The organism is Bifidobacterium tibiigranuli (genome assembly GCF_022655035.1).
Lineage (GTDB): Bacteria > Actinomycetota > Actinomycetes > Actinomycetales > Bifidobacteriaceae > Bifidobacterium > Bifidobacterium tibiigranuli_A.
In genome coordinates this window covers 162,233-181,048 of the sequence record NZ_JALCUA010000002.1, presented here as the reverse complement: position 1 = coordinate 181,048, position 18,816 = coordinate 162,233, and the positions used below count along the sequence as shown (strand labels likewise).

At 61.1% G+C, this 18,816-nt stretch carries 15 protein-coding genes and 4 tRNA genes; 8 read left to right on the top strand and 11 right to left on the bottom strand.

The window, feature by feature from the left end; all coding sequences use genetic code 11:
* Positions 1-41: 41 nt before the first annotated feature.
* On the bottom strand, positions 42-1,619 hold the full coding sequence (locus tag LKK40_RS03375; protein WP_304309209.1) for an MFS transporter: 1,578 nt from the start codon (positions 1,617-1,619) through the stop codon (positions 42-44).
* A gap of 346 nt (positions 1,620-1,965) precedes the next feature.
* On the opposite strand from LKK40_RS03375, the gene LKK40_RS03370 reads away from it, so the two are divergent.
* Both LKK40_RS03370 and LKK40_RS03365 read left to right on the top strand, forming a co-directional pair.
* Positions 1,966-3,819, top strand: a complete 1,854-nt coding sequence (locus LKK40_RS03370; protein WP_304309509.1) for an AMP-dependent synthetase/ligase — start codon at positions 1,966-1,968, stop codon at positions 3,817-3,819.
* Positions 3,820-3,924: 105 nt separating this feature from the next.
* Positions 3,925-4,857, top strand: coding sequence for an AEC family transporter (locus tag LKK40_RS03365; protein ID WP_304309207.1), 933 nt, complete (start codon positions 3,925-3,927; stop codon positions 4,855-4,857).
* 1 nt (position 4,858) lies between these two features.
* Here the strand turns inward: LKK40_RS03365 and LKK40_RS03360 are convergent, their stop codons facing one another.
* Positions 4,859-6,103 (bottom strand): HipA domain-containing protein, encoded by a 1,245-nt coding sequence (locus LKK40_RS03360; protein ID WP_304309205.1) that lies wholly within the window; start codon positions 6,101-6,103, stop codon positions 4,859-4,861.
* Complete coding sequence (locus tag LKK40_RS03355) at positions 6,100-6,429, bottom strand: hypothetical protein (protein WP_304309204.1); 330 nt, start codon at positions 6,427-6,429, stop codon at positions 6,100-6,102. The genes LKK40_RS03360 and LKK40_RS03355 overlap by 4 nt, the downstream gene beginning before the upstream one ends.
* Positions 6,430-6,751: 322 nt before the next feature.
* Here LKK40_RS03355 and LKK40_RS03350 point away from each other — a divergent pair, with 322 nt between their 5' ends.
* The gene (locus tag LKK40_RS03350) at positions 6,752-7,267 is read left to right on the top strand and encodes a hypothetical protein (RefSeq protein ID WP_304309203.1); all 516 of its coding nucleotides are present in this window, start codon (positions 6,752-6,754) and stop codon (positions 7,265-7,267) included.
* Positions 7,268-7,364: 97 nt separating this feature from the next.
* Here LKK40_RS03350 and LKK40_RS03345 read toward each other — a convergent pair whose 3' ends face one another.
* A complete protein-coding gene (locus tag LKK40_RS03345) occupies positions 7,365-7,742 on the bottom strand; it encodes a hypothetical protein (protein ID WP_304309202.1) in 378 nt (125 codons plus the stop codon).
* Between the two features lie 411 nt (positions 7,743-8,153).
* Here LKK40_RS03345 and LKK40_RS03340 point away from each other — a divergent pair, with 411 nt between their 5' ends.
* A complete protein-coding gene (locus LKK40_RS03340; RefSeq protein WP_304309201.1) occupies positions 8,154-8,495 on the top strand; it encodes a hypothetical protein in 342 nt (113 codons plus the stop codon).
* A 438-nt stretch (positions 8,496-8,933) separates the two neighbouring features.
* Here the strand turns inward: LKK40_RS03340 and LKK40_RS03335 are convergent.
* The 4 genes from LKK40_RS03335 to LKK40_RS03320 all read right to left on the bottom strand — a co-directional run bounded on the left by LKK40_RS03335 (position 8,934) and on the right by LKK40_RS03320 (position 9,330).
* Positions 8,934-9,006 (bottom strand) — tRNA-Val (locus tag LKK40_RS03335).
* Positions 9,007-9,044: 38 nt separating this feature from the next.
* Positions 9,045-9,116, bottom strand: a tRNA-Val gene (locus LKK40_RS03330).
* A gap of 42 nt (positions 9,117-9,158) precedes the next feature.
* A tRNA-Cys gene (locus LKK40_RS03325) sits at positions 9,159-9,229 on the bottom strand.
* Between the two features lie 28 nt (positions 9,230-9,257).
* A tRNA-Gly gene (locus LKK40_RS03320) sits at positions 9,258-9,330 on the bottom strand.
* 320 nt (positions 9,331-9,650) lie between these two features.
* Here LKK40_RS03320 and LKK40_RS03315 point away from each other — a divergent pair.
* Positions 9,651-10,484, top strand: a complete 834-nt coding sequence (locus tag LKK40_RS03315) for a PAC2 family protein (RefSeq protein ID WP_415481375.1) — start codon at positions 9,651-9,653, stop codon at positions 10,482-10,484.
* 113 nt (positions 10,485-10,597) lie between these two features.
* Here LKK40_RS03315 and uppP read toward each other — a convergent pair whose 3' ends face one another.
* Complete coding sequence (gene uppP / locus LKK40_RS03310) at positions 10,598-11,476, bottom strand: undecaprenyl-diphosphatase UppP (protein ID WP_304309199.1); 879 nt, start codon at positions 11,474-11,476, stop codon at positions 10,598-10,600.
* A 259-nt stretch (positions 11,477-11,735) separates the two neighbouring features.
* Here uppP and LKK40_RS03305 point away from each other — a divergent pair, with 259 nt between their 5' ends.
* Positions 11,736-12,524: a fructosamine kinase family protein gene (locus LKK40_RS03305; RefSeq protein WP_304309197.1), complete on the top strand. Its 789-nt coding sequence runs from the start codon at positions 11,736-11,738 to the stop codon at positions 12,522-12,524.
* A gap of 190 nt (positions 12,525-12,714) precedes the next feature.
* Here the strand turns inward: LKK40_RS03305 and dnaJ are convergent, their stop codons facing one another.
* Positions 12,715-13,863: a molecular chaperone DnaJ gene (gene dnaJ, locus LKK40_RS03300; RefSeq protein ID WP_304309195.1), complete on the bottom strand. Its 1,149-nt coding sequence runs from the start codon at positions 13,861-13,863 to the stop codon at positions 12,715-12,717.
* 159 nt (positions 13,864-14,022) lie between these two features.
* Positions 14,023-15,156 (bottom strand): heat-inducible transcriptional repressor HrcA, encoded by a 1,134-nt coding sequence (hrcA, locus tag LKK40_RS03295; RefSeq protein ID WP_304309194.1) that lies wholly within the window; start codon positions 15,154-15,156, stop codon positions 14,023-14,025.
* Between the two features lie 341 nt (positions 15,157-15,497).
* Here hrcA and tkt point away from each other — a divergent pair, with 341 nt between their 5' ends.
* The gene (gene tkt, locus LKK40_RS03290) at positions 15,498-17,597 is read left to right on the top strand and encodes a transketolase (protein WP_304309193.1); all 2,100 of its coding nucleotides are present in this window, start codon (positions 15,498-15,500) and stop codon (positions 17,595-17,597) included.
* A 106-nt stretch (positions 17,598-17,703) separates the two neighbouring features.
* Positions 17,704-18,807 (top strand): transaldolase, encoded by a 1,104-nt coding sequence (gene tal, locus LKK40_RS03285; RefSeq protein WP_304309191.1) that lies wholly within the window; start codon positions 17,704-17,706, stop codon positions 18,805-18,807.
* Positions 18,808-18,816: the final 9 nt, after the last annotated feature.

The window sequence follows — 18,816 nt, the reverse complement described above, 5'->3', positions numbered from 1 at the left end:
GCACCCAACCAGAATCCCTGATTCTGAGATTGCCGACTTGCCTAGTCCCGCTGTGAAGGCTGCTCGCGACTCTGCTCCGGTTTTGCCTCTCGACCCCACGCACGCGGAGCCACAAACGCAACGCAGATCAGCGAGCCGATAAGCAATGCCGCCGCCGGCATCACCAGCGAATCCTTCATCGCGCTGGTGAAGCGAATCGCCACATTCAGCGGCATATGCGCGCCGCCTGCGGATGCTCCGGAGAAATGCTGCGAGGCAGCGGGAAGGTAATGTTCAAGCCGCGCGGATACAAGCGCCGCAATAGCAGCCGAGCCGATGACGGTGCCGAGCTGGCGCGCGGTGTTGTACACGCCGGAAGCCGCGCCCGCCATGTACGGCGGCAGATTGCGTGTGGACACCGCGCCCAGCGGCCCCCACATGAATGCGCTGCCGATGCCGAGAACCGCCGAGGGAACCAGCAGCCACGCCCATGAGACGTCAACCTGCATGATCCATACATAGAGCCACAGCCCCAGCGAGGAGCACAGCAGCCCGGGAACGGCCAGCGTACGCGGGTGCATGCGGTCGATCATCTTGCCGGAAATCGGCGCGAGCACGATGCCGATAATCGGCGAAGGCAGCGTCATCAGGGCCGACTGGGTTGGGTCAAGGCCGCGCACGACCTGGAAGTAGTAGTACAGCGGGACCGACATGGAGGCGATTGCGAAGCCGACGAAGACGATGGCAGCCGACGACACCGAGAAATTGCGGTCCTTGAACAGGCTCAGCGGCACCAGCGGCTCCCCCTCGGCGCGTGCCTGCCACAGGAAGAAGACCACGAACATGACGGCACCGAAGACGATGGACACGATGATCCAGCCATCCCAATGGTGCGCGTTGCCCTCCTGCATGCCGAAGACGAGGAAGAAGACGGCAACAGCGGAGAGCGCCACGCCAATCCAATCGAAGGAATGCGTATGCGTTTCGAGCTTCGGAATGTTCACCCAGCCAAGAATCAGCGCGACGATGCCGACCGGCACGTTGATGAAGAAAATCCACTCCCAGCCGAAGGAGCTGACCAGGAACCCGCCCAGCACAGGCCCCACCATCGTGGCCACGCCGGCGACGGTCCCCCACACGGCCATAGCTCCTCCCCTGCGCGTAGGCGGGAAGATGCGCTGGATGACGGCCATGGTCTGCGGGCTGATGAGCGCCGCGCCAAAGCCCTGCACCGAGCGTGCGGCGATCAGATTGCCGATCTGGCTGCCCGGCAGGCTGGACGACAGTCCGCACCACAGCGACGACAAGGTGAAAATCACCAGACCGATAAGATAGATATTCCGTTGCCCGAAGCGGTCCCCCAGTCTTCCTGCGATAAGCATCGGCACAGTGAGCGTCAGCAGGTACGCCGAGGTGACCCAGAGCACCGTCCCGACGTCCACGCCAAGACCCTGCTGGATGCTCGGATTTGCCACGGCCACGATTGTCGTGTCCAGCAGAATCATGAAGAATCCGATGATCATCGACCACAGCGAAACCCACGGATTGATTTGCCTGCGGCCGGTGCTATTCCCAGATTTCTGCTGGGGTGACTGCGCATTTGGTTGCGCAATCGGCAATGACTTTGAATCCTTCTCCATATACGTCCTCTCCTCAAACATGCTTCATCGTGCATGCTTCATCATGTTACGTCGCAACCTGCAAGCCGGAACCCGCAATCCATTGGACAATCCATCCGACCATCCGACCATCTATCCGGCTTGGGAACCTTTTCCATCCATCAATATGACAACGTCATAGCAATCTGTGCAAAGACCACTACACAGACTAGCGCATCGCGTGAGGCATTCGAGTCAATTTCGCTGAACAGTTGTCATTTACGCGATTGCCATGCATGCGGTTCCTGAGTGGCGCGTTTCCATTCGCGCGCTCTTAATTTACCGAGTGCTTCCTAATATGGACGTGATTATCAGAGCAGCCATCGAGATGGCACATGGAGGAATCGTGAAAAAGCAGTACACGACTGGGATGCAGCACCCGATCGATATCGACATCAATCTGTTCGACTTCGTGGAGTCCAGGGCCGAGCGCGACCCGGACGGCACGGTGATCGAATACAAAAAGGGCAGCTCATGGGCGCATTTCAGCTCGCGGGAATTCCTTGAAATCGTCATAGCCCTTGCCAAGGGACTCATTGCAAAAGGCGTGCGGAAGGGCGATGCCGTGGCCATCGTCTCGCATACCCGCTGGGAGTGGACGGCCCTCGATATGGCCATCATGGCCATCGGAGCAGTCACCGTGCCGGTGTACGAAACCAGCTCGGCCGCGCAGATCCGCACGATTCTCAACGATTCCGCAGTGACATTGGCTTTCGCCGAAGACGAGGGGCAGCGGGCGAAAATCGAATCCGTGCGCGGTCAGATCAGCACACTGGGCGATGTCTATGTCATCGAGCGCAGCGCAACCGATATCATCGAGGAATTCGGCGGGAGCGTGAGCGACGAGGACTTTCAAAAGCGCAGGAAGGCCACGCACGGCAACGATCTGGCGACCATCGTCTATACGTCCGGGTCGACGGGAACGCCCAAGGGCGTCGAGCTGACGCACGCCAACTTCGCGTTCCTGTGCCTCTCCGGTCTGCAGTTCATGCCGCGAGCCTGCAACATACCCGACCGCGGGCTGCTGCTGTTCCTGCCGCTTTCGCATGTCTTCGCACGATACATGGAGATCCTGAGCTTTGCGGGGACTCTGCGGCTCGGGCTTTCCAGCGATTTCTCGACGATCATCGACGACTTCCAGACCTTCAATCCCACGCTGCTGCTTGCAGTGCCGCGCGTGTTCGAAAAGGTCTACAACGCCGCCTCGCAGCGGGCCGGCACTGGTTTCGCTGGCAGGCTGTTCAAGCGCGCGGTGGAGAATGCCAGAGAATGGTCAGTGGCCCAGCAGCAGGGCAAGCACCTGCCGTTGCCCGGCCGTATTCGCCATGCGTTCTATGCGAAGACGGTCTACAGCCAGATTCTGCGCATTTTCGGCTCAAATGCCGACTTCTGCATCACCGGCGGCGCTCCAATGGATCCGATGATCTCGCACTTCTTCAACGGCATCGGCATGCCGCTGCTCGAAGGCTACGGCATGACCGAAACTGCAGGCCCCGTATGCGTGAGTCTGCCCGGCAGCAACCGCATCGGCACCATTGGACAGCCTCTGTCCGGCGTGAGCTTCGGTATCGGCGACGATGACGAGATCTGCATCAAGGGCCCGATGATCTGCCGCGGCTACCACAACCAGCCTGAGGTCAGCGCGGAGCAGATCACGGACGGCTGGCTGCATACCGGCGATCTGGGCGATATCGACGCCGCCGGATTCCTTCACTTGACCGGGCGTAAAAAAGACCTCATCATCACAGCAGGCGGCAAGAACGTCTCCCCCGGCGGTCTCGAAGCCTCCGTCATGACCTCGCCTGTCGTGGACCAATGTCTCGTCATAGGTGACCGCAGACCATTCGTCGCTGCGCTGGTCACCATCGACTTGGCCGATGCCAACGAATGGCTTAAAGCGCAGGGCGCGAAGCCGGTTGAGAGCTTGGAGCAGGCAAGCCGCAACGCCATCATCCATGACGAAGTCGAGCGCGCGGTCGCCGAAGCGAACACTTCGGTCTCCCGCGCCGAATCGGTCCGCAAGTTCGAGATCCTACCCGACTCCTTCACCTCGGAGAACGGTCTGCTCACGCCGAGCTTGAAAACCAAGCGCACCGCCATCGAGCAGGCCTATGCCAAGCTCATCGACACCGTAATATACGTGCCGCGTGGCAAGACAAACCAAACCAAAGCTGGCCAATAGACGCGCCCCGCGAAAACTTCGCCGCTATTGCCCGGCGTAGCATGGGTTTCGTTCAGATATACAGCCGCCATGCTTGCAGGCATCCCGCTTGGAGAAAGAAAGATCGTGTCATTCACCCAGCTTGCGACGCAAATCGCCCTGGTCTTCTGCCTCATGCTGTTCGGGGTGATCATCCGCAGAAGCGGCCATCTGCACCAGACAACCGCCAATGATCTCACCGATATGCTGCTGTATTACATCTCGCCGCTGGTGATCATTCACGCATTCCAACAGCCCTTCTCACCATCCAGCCTCCATATCCTCGGCAAAACCGCAGCAGCGGTCTGTGCCTCCTGCCTAATCAGCATCGGCTTGTCCAAGCTGCTGTTCATGCGCGTGAAGGACCCTTCCAAACAGCGGGCAGCGAAATTCGGGAGCGTGTATTCGAACGCGGGATTCATGGGCATTCCACTCGCTCAGGCGCTGTTCGGCAGCGCTGGCGTGTTCTACGCCGTCATCTCGCTGGCCGCTTTCAACATCTTCGCATGGACGCATGGAACCTCGCTGTATCAGGGACCGCACTCCAAAAATGGTTGGCAGGCGAAGACGAAAGCCATCATCGTGAATCCGAATATAGGGGCGATACTCATTGGCCTGGCTATGTTCGTGCTTTCGATTCATCTGCCGGGTCAGGTGAATCAGTTCCTTACGTATGTCAGCGATCTGTTCACGCCGCTCTCCATGATCGTCATCGGCAGCAGCCTTGTCGATATGCCGTTGCGATCCGTCACCTTCGACCTGCCGATCATGGTCTCCCTGCTGCTGCGGAACCTGTTCTACCCGGTGATTGCCATACTGATGCTGAAGCTCTGCGCGGTCACCGGCACGGCTTTCACCACTTCGGTCATCCTGGCATCGTGCCCTGCTGCCGGGATGGTGGTGCTCTTCGCCATGCGCAACGGCGACGACACCAAGCCCGGGGTCATGCTGATGAGCCTGTCGACACTGCTGAGTCTGCTCACCATCCCGCTGGTGTATCTGCTCAGCACAGTCATATAACTCATATAGCGGTGGCCGACGCTGAAGCCTCCGCATCGGTGCCTTGCGGCACAATCGGATTGATGTGCCTGTTCGCATCCTTCAGCCTCTCCATCAGCTTGTCGTGCACGTCGGCCGGCAAATCGCGATATGCCTCGTCGGCATGCGCGAGCACCGCGCCCGCCGTCTCGCGAGCGACGGCTACCACATGCTCCTCATCCAGTCCGTTCGCACGGGCGAGTTTAGCCCAGTGGCTCGCAGTGACCTGCTGCGCATAGCGAGCCCCACCTATCTTCATCGGGAGCGAGGGATCCACCCAATCCCAGTAGGTGGTGGTCAGCACGTCGTACATGGGCGACATGGACAGCCCCGAGGCCGCGAGTATCACCGAGTAGTTCTTGGCATGCGCATCCGCGTTGCCGATGCTCGTGTTGAGTGCCAGACGCTTGAGCCAGGAGTACGACAGGGCGTCGCTCTCGTCGGCGGTATGCAGCAGCCGCAGCACCTGTCCCGCGGATACCTTGTACTTGTCCTCCGGCCCGATGCCGAGCGACTGGGCCAGATCCTCCATATGGATGCGCGAAACCCGCCCGTCAGCCAGTCGTTTTCTATCGAAGCGCTCTGTGATGTACGTGCGCTCGCCTGAGAATTCCGCGACTCCCGCCTGCGGCACAGAGAGTCCTGCAAGGCCAGCCAGCCGCATGTCCGCGGCTTCGATGAGTTCGGCGTCCGCAGTGGCCGTGACCGAGGGTTTGAGAATATGCGTGGACGGGTTGCCTGCGTTCGGCCATGTCCACACGCCGCCGACCCGTGCAAGAGAGAGCTTAGGCTGGTTGCCGGCCAGCGAGTAGCGGATGCGGCTGTCATGATCCCACCAGGAATCCGGCGATTCACGCATGTTCGCAATGCGGGTGCCTATCTCGTCAGCGCTCGCAGGGAGTATGGGACCGAAGGACGCCGGATAATCCTCGCCCAGAGAGAATACGAGTCCCCCAGAGGAGTCTGCGCCGTCAAGCAGACTGAAGGCATCCATGCCTTCCGCCCCAGACGCCCGCATCATCGCCCTGCGCGCGTTCTCGCCGTCGGGAAGAAGATTGTCGAGAAGAAGCGACGGAGAGCGCCGAGGCCATCCTCCGCCTCTGGGAAGCGAAAGGCTGATCGGGACAGCCGGCGCGGCCTTGTCATACTCGAATGATATTGCGCCATCAGAGGCCTCTAGGAACGTCCCGACAGGCCTCTCCTCCATCCATGCATGCAACGCCCTCATCGCACGCCTTTGGCGAAATAGTCGGCGGGGTATTTGGTGACAGTCAGACCCAGCGTCTCGGCGATGGACAGCATGTCTTTCAGCGACACATGCCCGTCTTCGAGCATGCGCTCCGCAGTCCCGGCATCCACACCTGACCTGCCTGCGATGTCAGCGGATACAAGTCCTTGCGTTTTCGCCGCATCGCGGAAACGCGATGCCAGCTTGTCTGCGCTATCCACGAAGACCACGTTGCGCAGGGGCTTCAGAAAATGCACGCGCCGGGACCACTCTGACTCGTCAGATGGCGGCACATAGGACAGCGAGCCGTACTTTCCATTGGTCATGAGAGTCTCCCCTGTCGTTCGTACGTCGATTATATCCGCATCATGCGTCCCAAGGGGAGCGAAAAGCGCCTTACAACTTGCCAAGTTTGAGCAGATATGGAAAGCCCTGCGAGCAGACGCGCCGCGCCACGCGCCCATGTCAGTTTTTGGGGCATCTCCCAGGGCACCTCTTCTTTTCTCCATCTGTCGTATACATGGGGCGAATATTGCGTCGGCGGTCGACTGCGGCGATGCCATATCCCAGCCTCTCCCCTAGCGCCGCAGGGAATCTGTCGTCATGTCATGGATGCGGGAAGTCCTGCGTCTTTGCGATATTCGTCGCATGGGTCTATCGTTCTACGCGCTCGCTCTGGCGAATCTGCTCGCTCTGATCGGTCTGGTGGCCTTCCTGCGCTGGTCCTTCGTCCATCGTAGGAAGCACTCGACATCCGTGGCGCTGCGCAACCTGCGCGACGCCGACCCCTTCATGGCATCGGATGAAGTGGATATGACGACAGAGCGCAAACAGGAGGTCATCGCGCTCATAGGCGCGATGAAGGGCAATGACCGCATCATCGAGGCCACGATCAGGCGCGGACTTTATCTGGGGATCGTCTCCATGACGGCGATCGGGGCCTGTTTTTCGGCGAATGTCCCCTCCATCGGGCGCCTGGCGATGATAGCCGTCGCAGCGGCATTCGTCCTCCTGCTTATCCTTCTTTCCGTTCGCCCCTTTATCCGCGCGGCCCGGACGAACATGCGGCTTGGCGCACAATTCGAGCTATGGGCGCAGAGCCACCCCGGATACAGCGAGAAACGCAGGCATCCGCAGTCGCAGTCCGAATGGCAGAAGCGTTGACCGCTAACCGAGCAGTCAGGATAGCCACAAAGGGCTCCTTGGGGGCTATCCTGTGGACATCCCCCGCCTCTATGCGCTCGCTCGAACCGGAGGATTCCTATACGGTCATGGACGGCGACCCGAAGAGGGCACTCAGAGAGGAGCGCGAGTGGCTTGTGAAGATCAACAGGGCACTGGCGGATGACTGAGACCTCATGTCATGCCAGACGGCGCTGAAGGCGATAAAGGCGTTCACCATATTCGGGATGGTGACGGATACCATGGCAACGCCGCCTATGATGACGATGCCGAGCATCAGATAGCCTGACAGCTTCGGTCTGCCGTCCTTTCTCCCTCTTCTCGCCGAAATTGCAGCCGCAGCCACCCGCAGAAGGGCGAGCGCGACGACGGCGATCAGCAACCATGCGAGCGCCGGATATGCGCGCCAGAACGAGGTGTACGTGTAATAGCGCGGCTCCGGCGCGAAGCCTGTCATATGATTCATTCCGCTGCCTCTCCGTCACCCTCGGGGTACAGTCTATCCCGTTCCGGCCAGGTCCCGTCATATGCGAGCGTCATCTGGTCGGCCCCTGAGGAAATCGGAATGCATAGCCGCCGTCCATGACAGTGAATCAGTTGATAGCCAGCCTCAAGCAGATGCGCGAGAGCGCGGGCGGCGATTCCTAAGTGCTCGGCAAGTCCGCGGACCGCTCGCACGACGGCGAGTACGACTTCAGATTCACCGACCGCCAGATGCGGGCCTACCGGCCCGTGCTCCTGCCGTGGAACGAGAGGACATGGGAGCTCGCCTGATTGCGCTGCGCCTGTACTCTGAATTTCGATAGGCTTTTCACGTGATAACGGAGGTGGGATGATGGCTCGCGCCCATATCGGACTCGTTCTTGAGGTGGATAGCAGTACGCGGCTCCCTGGCACCCAGGTCGCCATCCTGCGCGCCCGGCGTGCCGTGGCGGTGGGATATCTCTTCGAGCACGTCGATTTCAGCACGCCGGAAGAGGCGCGCATCGTGCTGTTCCACGCCCGGTTTCTCCAGCTCTCGAAGCATCCTCCGATAGTGGTGGCGACCGACGATGAGTTGCGGTACGGTCGCGCGAGTGGCGAGGATCACCCAGCGCTTGATGCCATCCGAGCAAGCCGCAGGCTCTCCCGTGAACTGGATAGGCTGCTGGCGCGCTGGTCCCGCGACGCATCCTCCGTTCCAGACATCAGAAAAGGCATCGGGCTGTAGGAGATCATCATGAGCGCACTTGAATCCGGGCATCTCGGCAACTGCGTGTACCGTGCGCAAGCCTATGGGCCGGATGCGCCGGAGTGGAGCGCAGCAGCAGATAGGCCACGCGCAGGGGCGTTCGCCCGCCATGAAACCGTCTCGCCGCTTTTACTCTTCCTGGCGTACACGCTGCCGAATCCATCGTCATTCATGACGATACCCATGCGGCAGCAGGCAATCAGAGAGTGCGAAAAACGTTGCGATCGGACGCGACGCGCCGCGCGTCCACTTGTCTTTTCGGAGTACCTCTGGGAGTACCTCTGTGGGCCAGAATTTGCACGAACGTGGCAAACGCGCCCGAAAGCAGGCCCTAAAGGACACGCCGAGAGAATGGCGGAATGGCGCGGAAACGGCGGCATGAAGCCGATGCGAAGCAATGAAAGGGAAGGAAGGGAGTGGGTGATGCAGGAATCGAACCTGCGACCCCTTCCGTGTGAAGGAAGTGCGCTAGCCGCTGCGCCAATCACCCAATCTTCAATTATGAAGAACCGATTTCTCGGTTCTGCGTGGGCGATACAAGATTCGAACTTGTGACCCCTTCCGTGTCAGGGAAGTGCGCTACCACTGCGCCAACCGCCCGGGTCTTCCTTAGCTCGCCAGACTTGCATCTGACTCACCAAGAGGTGGGTACGAGAGTCGAACTCGTCTATACGGCTTTGCAGGCCGCTGCCTAACCGCTTGGCTAACCCACCGAACAGGTCGTCAACTCTTCGGACCTCGAGCGGACAACGGGACTCGAACCCGCGCTCTCGACCTTGGCAAGGTCGCGCTTTACCAACTAAGCTATGTCCGCATGTGTTTTCAGCAGTTAACCGCTGCCGAAGCACGAGTCACTACTATAACCACATCCATGGCATTTGCAAGCCCAGCGTGTCGTAAGTCAGAAAGCGCTTCATTGCAACAGTTTCGCATGGTTCCATGCAGCTTGGATGCGCAGTCGCTCTGTGTCAGCGCTCAGTAATATTGCTTGGGCAGATTCGTGCATTTTCCCCGGCTCGGAGCGCCTGAATTCGTCCGGTAGCACCTGCCAGCACCCGACGCTAGGCATGATGCCGGGCTTCACCTATGGCATAAGACTGCGAGAGCAAACACGTACCGGTTACATTAGAACACATGACAGCAGCAGCGAAGACACCGAAAACCGCGATGATATGCGCCTTCGAAGGGTGGAATGACGCCTGTCAGGCGGCCACCAACGTCATTCGCCACCTCATTGCACGCTATGACGCGACCGAGGTGCGCCACATCCGATGCGACGGCTACTACGACTATCAGGTGACGCGGCCGATGTCGTGCACGGTGGCCGGCAGACGGCGCATCCTGTGGCCGCAGACCACCTTCTATGACATCGCCATCAACCCTGGCACCCACGTCTTCGCCCAGATCGCCCCCGAACCCAACTATCGCTGGGTCGAGTACTGCCATCAGAGCATGCATATCGCCGAGGAATTCGACGTCGACCATATCGTGACCCTGGGCTCGATGTTCGCCGACTGCCCACATACCCGCCCGCTGCCCATCGATGAGTCGGACACGGACTGCCGCTGCGATATGGATAGGGAATACAACGGCCCGGTCGGCATCACCACCGTGCTTGACGCACTGGCTTGCAACGAGGGATTCGATGCCAGCACCATCTGGGCCTCGATTCCGCAGTATCTCGGCAGCGACGAATGCGCCCAGGCCACGCTGCAGATGCTTCATCATCTTTCCGGCAGACTCGGCGTTGAGCTCGATCAGGGCGATCTGCCGCAGAAGGCGCAGGCGTGGAAGGCGCAGGCCTCCGTGCTGACGCATTGCAACGATGATCTGGCCGAGTACGTCGAGCGCCTTGAGCATGAGTATGACAGCGAGCAGAATGCCCGTGCACTTGCCGACATAGGAACGCCGCAGGCTGAGATGCTGGTCAAGGAAGCGGAGGATTTCCTCTCGCACATGGGCGAGTAGCGGTAGGCAAAGGGCATGAAAAACGGCGGGGTACGAGGATTATTCCTCGCACCCCGCCGTAGTCAGTGCCAGCGATGAGCCGCTAGATTAGCAGCCCGTCACGCGCACACCCGTCACGCTCCTGCTACGGCAGGCAGTGCGCCGGTGATCAGCAGAATCGCCACCACCACGGCCAGCACGATGCGGTAGATGGCGAATGCGCGGTACGAGAAGGTGGAGACGAACTTCAGGAATCCGATGATCACGACGTATCCCACGAGGAAGCTGACAATCGTCGCGGCTATCGTAGCAGTCCAGCCGGGGAAGGTCGCTGCCACGGCCGGATCGCTCAGATCGGAAACCGCGGAAATCGCTTCGAGGATGCCTGCGCCGAACACGGCTGGAATCGCCATGAGGAAGCTGACGCGCACAGCCGCCTCACGGGTGTAGCCCATGGCGCGTCCGAAGGTGATGGTGCCGCCGGATCGCGAGACGCCGGGGATGAGGGCCAGCATCTGGCCGATGCCGAATGCAATCGCCTCTTTCGTGTTCATGTCGTCGATGGTTTTGACCTGGCGCGAGCGGGCGTCGGCAATCCACAGCAGGACGCCGAAGACGATGAGCACGGTCACCGTGATCCACAGATTGCGCAGCGTCGTCTCGATGGTGCTTTTGAACAGCACACCCGCAAGCACGATCGGGATGGTGCCGATGATGATGTACCAGCCCAGCGAAGCGTCCTTGTCGCCCGACCCCATGCGGGACTTCAAGTCCTTGCCGTTGCGCCCGAACAGGCAGCCGAACCAGTGGCTCAGAATGCGCGCGATGTCATGACGGAAGTACAGCAGCACGGCGAATTCAGTGCCGAACTGGATGATGGCGGTGAACGCGGCCCCGGGGTCATGCCCGAGCATCAGGTCGCCGATGATGCGGATGTGGGCGCTTGAGGAGACCGGCAGATACTCGGTCAGCGCCTGCACTAGTCCTAGGATGATCGCCTGGAAGAAATTCATAATCCCTCTTTATTCATTGCTATTCAGTAACTATTCATTACTCAGTTTTTTCTCACCGCTGCGACCATACTACCGGTGATGCCCTAAGATTTCGATAAGAATCAGCTCGGTCTTATGCATCGCATGCGGCATCGCAGCGACAAGGCAGCAGCATCGCATGCACGAGGCCGATTCGCGCTCTGCTATACGCAGATGCCTTAGGGCGATTGTCGTCTCTCATGCACACAATGAAGGCAGGACAAGGCAGGGAGGCGTTCCGATGAACAAGTATCGTAAAAGCAGAGGCTATGCGCCCGAAGGATTCTTCGAATGCGAAGGCCGCGGATTGCAGTGGCTCGGCCAGGCGCAGGCGCAAGGCGGCCCGCGCGTGGTCGAAGTGCTTGGTTGGGGGCGTGACTGGCTCGACATCGAGCGGGTGAACTCCTCCTCCCCCACGCCCAAGGCCGCGCACGATTTCGGCGTGGCGTTGGCGCATATGCACGATGCGGGCGCGCCGTATTTCGGCTCCGCGCCCGAAGGCTATACCGGCACATGCTATTTCGGGCCGTTGCAGGACCCGGTGCCGATGGATACCGGCGAATGGAGCGATCCGGCCACCTATTACGGGCAAGGCCGGCTGCTGCCCATGGTGCAGCTGGGCGTCAGGCGCGGCACGCTCAATCAGGGCGATCTCGAGCTCACCCAGCGCATCGTCGATAAGCTCCCGAACTTGCTGGGGCGCGCCGCTGACGACAAGCCGGCGCGCATCCATGGCGATCTATGGAGCGGCAATGTGATGTGGACTTCCGATCGAGGCCAGAGCGAGGCTGTGCTCATCGATCCGGCGGCGCACGGCGGGCATCGCGAAGAGGATTTGGCGATGCTGCACTTGTTCGGCATGTCATATCTGCACGAGATTCTCGACGGCTATCAGTCGGCGCATCCGCTGAAAGCCGGGTATCAGGACCGTGTCACGCTCTGGCAGCTCTACCCCATCGCAGGCCACTGCGTCTTCTTCGGCGGCGGCTATGTGAGCGAGTATCGGGCGATGTGCCGCTCGTTGCTGTAACGGATATGCAGCGGCTCACACTTTTCCGCGCCCAGTCAACAAGTGTGAGCCAAGTGAACAGGACGAATGGTAGCTTTATGCCACATAATTGGCGAAATTCCACTGTTCAGCAGTTGTAAAACCGAACGCAGCATGTTCGATTCGGCTCACACTTTTTCTAACGCGATCAAAAAGTGTGAGCCAAACCCAGCTAGCTCAGCGCATCCTTCAATTTCCCGAAGAAGCCCTTCTTGGCACTGCCTGCGGCGGGCTTCGAACTTTGCGCGATATGCTGCGAATCCGTGTCATGCGAGTTCGCGAAGCGTTCGATGAGATCGCGCTCGTCATCGCCGAGCTTGGTGGGGATGTGCACGCCGATGTGCGCGACCAGGTCGCCGCGTTCGTCGCCGCGCCGCATGCGGGTCACGCCAAGCCCTTTGAGCATCACCGTCTGCTCGGGCTGGCAGCCGGCGGGAATGGAAAGCGTCTCCTCACCGTCGAAGGTGTCGATGTCGAGATCGTGGCCCAGCACCGCCCAACTCATCGGAATCTGAATCCAGCAGTGCAAATCGTCGCCGTCGCGGGTGAAACGCTTGTCGGCCTTGACGCGAATATCGATGTACAGGTCTCCGGCTGCGCCGCCGCCTTCGCCCACTTCGCCCTGATTGGCAAGGCGCAGCCGGGCATCATCGGCGATGCCTGCGGGGATGGTGACGCCGACCTCGCGCGTGGTGCGCACGCGGCCGTGCCCCATGCAGGCCGGGCATGGATTGGCGATGATGGTGCCGTGGCCTTCGCAACGCTCGCAGGGAGCCGTCGTCATCATCTGGCCCAGCATGGTGCGCACGACCTTCTGACGCACGCCGCGCCCGCCGCAATCGGGGCAGGTCATCGGCTGCTCGCCGTTGGCCGAGCCGGAGCCGCCACACTGCTGGCACAGGCCGAAAGTGTTGATCTTGACATGCGCCGTGCCACCGAACACCGCCGTCTTCAGATCGATGGAGACACGTGCCAGCGAGTCGCGGCCCGGCTGGGTGCGCGGAACGGGGCCCTGTGAGGCTCCGCCGAACGCGCCGCCGAAGAACTGGCCGAAGATGTCGCCCATGTCATTCATGTCGAAGCCGCCTGCGCCGTAACCGCCCGCATTGGGGTCGTTAGGGTCGACGCCCGAATCGTACATGCGCTTCTTGTCAGGGTCGGACAGCACCTGATAGGCGTTGTTGACCTCCTTGAACTTGTCCTCGAATTCCGGGCCGGCGATATCGGGATGATACTTCCGGCTCATCTTGCGGTATGCGCGCTTAATCTCGTCCTCGTTCGCCGAGCGCTCGACGCCCAGTACCTCGTAATAATCTGCCACTGTTCAATCCTTGGGTTGGTGTTTGCAAGTCTACGTATGTGCATGCCATAGCTGCATAAATCGTATTCACAGGTTCATATTCGCGCAGTCATTAGTTCGCGCAGTCATTGTGCCATAAGGCTGGGTCAGCACGTATCAGCCAGCCAAATCCAGCAGGTATCAGCTCCCGCCACCCTGCTCGTCGGCATCATATGCGCCGTAGGAATCATGGGAGACCAACACGGTCAGGTAGCGGGCGACGGCCCGAACCGCCGCCATGGTCGTGGAATAGTCCATATGCGTCGGCCCTATCGAACCGACGAAGGCCACCGGCTGATCACTGCCAGCCAGAGCGCCCTGCGTGCCCATGCCCTGCCCTTGCGCCTGCACGTCGCCACGCAGATCATTCGAGCTGTGCCCGTACCCGCTGGTCACCACAGCCGAGTGCATAAGCCCCGGGGTGTGGGTCTCCGAGCCGATTGCCACCCCCACGCCGGAGCTTTCCTCGCTCAGCGAGCTCATGAGCTTCATCAGCACGACCTGCTCTTCAAGCGCATCGAACAGCGGCGCGAGATCCACGATGCTGCGCCGGTGCGCAAGCCGCGACGTGCCCGCCATGTACAGATCGCCTGCGGTCTCGTCCTCGGCCATGCTTTCGAAGGCCTGCGCCAGCACGGTCGCCAAACGCTGTACATCGGTCATGTCCGGGCGCTTAACCAACTGACGCACCTGCTCGGCGGCCTTGGCGAGGGAAAACCCCACGCATTGGTCGTTGACGCGGTTCGAGAACGCGGAGACGGTCTCGCGTTCGGGCATCGCCGGCACGTCAAGCGTGTGCTGGGCCACGCTGCCAGTGTCGGTGATGATCACGGCAAGCACCGTGCTCATCGCGATGGGCACGAGTTCGACGTGCCGCAGCGTCGTCTTGGACAGCGCCGGCGAGGAGACCACCGCCACTTGCCCGGTGATATTCGCCAGCAGTCTCGCCGCACGCTGCAAGGTGTCCTGCAGACTGATGGAGCCCTGCAGGAATCGGCTGATTCCCCGGCGCTGGGCCTGCGTCAGCGGCACGACCGTGGACAGACGGTCCACGAAATAGCGGTACCCCTGCTCCGTGGGAATGCGCCCGGCGGAGGTATGCGGCTGGATGAGGTAGCCCTCATCCTCCAGCGCGGCCATGTCGTTGCGCACGGTGGCCGAGCTCACGCCCAGGTCGTGGTGCTTCGTCAGCGAGGACGAACCCACCGGCTCCTGGGAGCGGATGTAGTCCTCTATCACGGCGCGCAGAACGATCATGCGACGTGACTGCGCCATGCTTCCCTCCCTTGTATCTGTTTATATCCATATACCCGTTGCGTATTCGTTATATGTCCCGCTCGATCCGCACGGTTGGACGGATTCGATGGCCGGATTGCCTTGTCTATTGTATTAGCACTCGGTTAACCGGAGTGCTAATACTTTCGTTCTGGGATGATTTCGGCGGAAATATGCGCATTTCGTGAACGTTCACAAACCACAGCCCGATCAAACACGCCATAGCGGCGATGCCAAGTCGTCTGCGAAAGCTACCATGAAGGTGCAATGTGAGGGCATAGATGCCGCGGCATAAGCCGTATGCGTGATGCTCGCAATATTGGAAGGAAAGTAGATCACCTATGACCGATTTCACTTGGTCTGACTTGGACGAGCGCGCTGTGAAGATGGCGAAGGTCCTCTCCGCCGACGCAGTCGAGAAGGCCGGACACGGACATCCCGGTTCCCCCATCTCGCTCGCCCCAGTGGCCTATACGCTCTATCAGCACTACATCAAGCACGATCCTGCCGACCCCCAGTGGGCCGGACGCGACCGTTTCATCCTCTCCGGAGGCCACGCCTCGCTCACGCAGTATGTGCAGCTTTTCTTCTCGGGCTATGGCGTGACCCTCGACGACCTCAAGTACTTCCGCGGCGGCGCCGACACGCGTACTCCAGGCCATCCTGAGGTCGGGCTGACCCCCGGCATCGAAATGACCACCGGCCCGCTGGGCCAGGGTCTCGCCTCCGCTGTCGGCTTCGCCTACGGCCAGCGCTTCGAGCGCGGCCTGCTCGATCCCGATGCTCCGGCGGGCACTTCGCCCTTCGACCACAAGGTGTGGGTCATCTGCGGCGAAGGCGATGTCGAAGAGGGCGTCTCCTCCGAGGCCAGCTCGCTCGCGGGCAACCAGGGCTTGGGCAACCTCACCGTGATCTTCGATGCCAACCACATCCAGATCGAGGGCGACACCAAGCTCACCTTCTCCGAGGACATCCTCAAGCGCTACGAGGCGTACGGATGGTACACCGACGAAGTAAGCTTCATCCAGCCTGACGGCTCCTACAAGGAGGACACTGCGGCGCTGGCTGCGGCCCTCGACAAGGCCGAGCAGGTCACCGATCGCCCGAAGTTCATCAAGGTCGACAGCCTGATCGCATGGCCCACCCCGGGCAAGACCAACGACGAATCCTCCCACGGATCCAAGCTCGGCGCAGAGCCGATTGCCGGACTCAAGAAGATTCTCGGCTTCGATCCCGAGGTCGACTTCCCCATCGATGATGAGGCTCTGGCCCACGCACGCAAGGTTGGCGAACGTGGCGCTGAGGCTCACAAGGAGTGGGACGAGAAGCTCGAAGCCTGGAAGCAGGCCAATCCCGACAAGGCTGCGCTGTACGAGCGCATCAAGGCCGGCGAGCTGCCCGAAGGCTTCGACAAGGCCATCGACGATCTGGAAGCCTCCTTCGAGGCCGGCTCCAAGGTCGCCACCCGCAAGGCCTCCGGCGCTGTGCTCAACGCCATCGCGACGGTCATGCCCGAGCTGTGGGGCGGCTCTGCCGATCTCGGCGGTTCGAACAACACCAACATCAAGGGCGCCAAGTCCTTCGGCCCCGACGCCGATGCGACCAAGACGTGGCCTGAGGTCTCCGAGTACGGCCGCCAGCTGCACTTCGGCGTGCGCGAGTTCGCGATGGGAGCCATCACCAATGGCATCCTGCTCGGCTCGGACACCCGTCCGTTCAACGGCACCTTCTTCCAGTTCTCCGACTACGAGCGTCCTTCGGTGCGCCTCGCCGCGCTGATGGAGATTCCGAACCTCTACGTGTGGACCCACGATTCCGTGGCCCTCGGCGAGGACGGCCCGACCCACCAGCCGATCGAGCACCTGGCCGCCTTCCGCGCCATACCGCAGGTCGAGGTCGTTCGCCCGGCCGATGAGTACGAGACGGCCGAAGCCTATCGCGCCTTCTTCGAGAAGGACAACACCCTGCCCACCGCCATGATCCTGACCCGTCAGGGCGTCCCGACGCTTGCCGAGACCGCCGAGAAGGCCAAGGAAGGCGTGAAGAAGGGCGCTTACGTGCTCGTCGACACCGAAGGCACTCCGGATGTCATCATCCTGGCGACCGGCTCCGAGGTCCAGTGGGCCGTCGCCGCCGCCAAGACCCTGGCAGACGAAGGCACCAAGGCCCGCGTCGTCTCCGTCCCCTCCACCGAATGGTTCGAGGAGCAGGATGAGGACTACAAGGAGTCCGTGCTGCCTAAGGCCGTCAAGGCCCGCGTCTCGGTCGAGGCCGGCATCGCCATGCCGTGGTACAAGTACCTCGGCGCTTACGGCAAAGCCGTTTCCATCGAGACCTTCGGCCTGCAGGGCGATGGCGCTCAGAACATGATTGATCTGGGCATCGACGCCGAGCATGTCGTGGCAGCCGCCAAGGCTTCCATCGCCGAGGCCAAGGCCTGATTGAGCAACCAGTCGGGGGCCGCCGCCCGAAATGCTTGGCGGCGGCCCCCGACCTTGAAATATTTACCCATGCCAGCATCTGGTTTGGAATAAGGAGATAAACAATATGACTGAAGCAACGCAGCGCACCAGCGATTCCGGCGTCTCGATCTGGCTGGACGATCTGTCCCGCACCCGCATCGAGTCCGGCTCGCTGCAGGATCTCATCGCCAACAAGAACGTTGTCGGTGTGACCACCAACCCCTCCATCTTCCAGAAGGCCCTGAGCCAGGTCGGCCCGTACGACGCACAGCTCAAGGAGCTGGGCAAGGTCGACGTGGAGACCGCCGTGCGCGAGCTCACCACCACTGATGTGCGCAACGCCACCGACATCTTCCGCGAAGTCGCCGAGAAGACCGATTTCGTCGACGGCCGCGTGTCCATCGAGGTCGATCCTCGTCTGGCGCACGACACCGAGAACACCAAGACCCAGGCTGTCGAGCTGTGGGAGAAGGTCAACCGCCCGAACGCGATGATCAAGATCCCGGCAACGCTCGAAGGCCTCCCGGCCATCACCGCCACGCTCTCCAAGGGCATTTCGGTGAACGTCACCCTGATCTTCTCGCTCGAGCGCTATGAGCAGGTCATCGACGCCTTCATCGAAGGCATCGCACAGGCTGCGGCCAATGGCCACGACCTGAAGCACATCGGCTCCGTCGCCTCCTTCTTCGTCTCCCGCGTCGATACCGCGGTCGACAAGCTGCTTGAGGAGAACGGCTCCGACGAGGCCAAGGCTCTGGAAGGCAAGGCCGCTGTGGCCAACGCCCGCCTCGCCTATGAGCTCTTCGAGAAGAAATTCGCCGCGGATTCGCGCTGGGCCGATCTCGAAGCCAAGGGTGCCAAGAAGCAGCGTCCGCTCTGGGCCTCCACCGGCACCAAGAACGCCGCCTACTCCGATTGCAAGTATGTCGATGAGCTGGTCGCCCCGCTTATCGTCAACACTATGCCGGAGAAGACCCTGAACGCCCTCGCCGACCACGGCAATGGCGCGCCTTCGATTGAGGGCACCTACGAGGAGAGCAAGGCCGTCATGGACAAGCTCGCCGAGCTGGGCATCGACATCAAGCAGGTCACCGACAAGCTCGAAGCCGACGGCGTCGCCTCCTTCATCGCCTCTTGGGATTCGGTGCTTTCCGACACCCAGGCCGGCATCGACCGCGTCAACGCCTGATACGCCTGA

Coding starts and splice junctions, on each gene's coding strand:
- LKK40_RS03350 (WP_304309203.1), top strand. CDS start 6,752: ATGGGTCTATCGTTCTACGCGCTCGCTCTGGCGAATCTGCTCGCTCTG.
- hrcA (WP_304309194.1), bottom strand. CDS start 15,156: ATGGCGCAGTCACGTCGCATGATCGTTCTGCGCGCCGTGATAGAGGAC.
- LKK40_RS03345 (WP_304309202.1), bottom strand. CDS start 7,742: ATGACAGGCTTCGCGCCGGAGCCGCGCTATTACACGTACACCTCGTTC.
- uppP (WP_304309199.1), bottom strand. CDS start 11,476: ATGAATTTCTTCCAGGCGATCATCCTAGGACTAGTGCAGGCGCTGACC.
- LKK40_RS03370 (WP_304309509.1), top strand. CDS start 1,966: ATGGCACATGGAGGAATCGTGAAAAAGCAGTACACGACTGGGATGCAG.
- LKK40_RS03355 (WP_304309204.1), bottom strand. CDS start 6,429: ATGACCAATGGAAAGTACGGCTCGCTGTCCTATGTGCCGCCATCTGAC.
- LKK40_RS03315 (WP_415481375.1), top strand. CDS start 9,651: ATGACAGCAGCAGCGAAGACACCGAAAACCGCGATGATATGCGCCTTC.
- LKK40_RS03305 (WP_304309197.1), top strand. CDS start 11,736: ATGAACAAGTATCGTAAAAGCAGAGGCTATGCGCCCGAAGGATTCTTC.
- LKK40_RS03360 (WP_304309205.1), bottom strand. CDS start 6,103: ATGAGGGCGTTGCATGCATGGATGGAGGAGAGGCCTGTCGGGACGTTC.
- LKK40_RS03375 (WP_304309209.1), bottom strand. CDS start 1,619: ATGGAGAAGGATTCAAAGTCATTGCCGATTGCGCAACCAAATGCGCAG.
- tal (WP_304309191.1), top strand. CDS start 17,704: ATGACTGAAGCAACGCAGCGCACCAGCGATTCCGGCGTCTCGATCTGG.
- tkt (WP_304309193.1), top strand. CDS start 15,498: ATGACCGATTTCACTTGGTCTGACTTGGACGAGCGCGCTGTGAAGATG.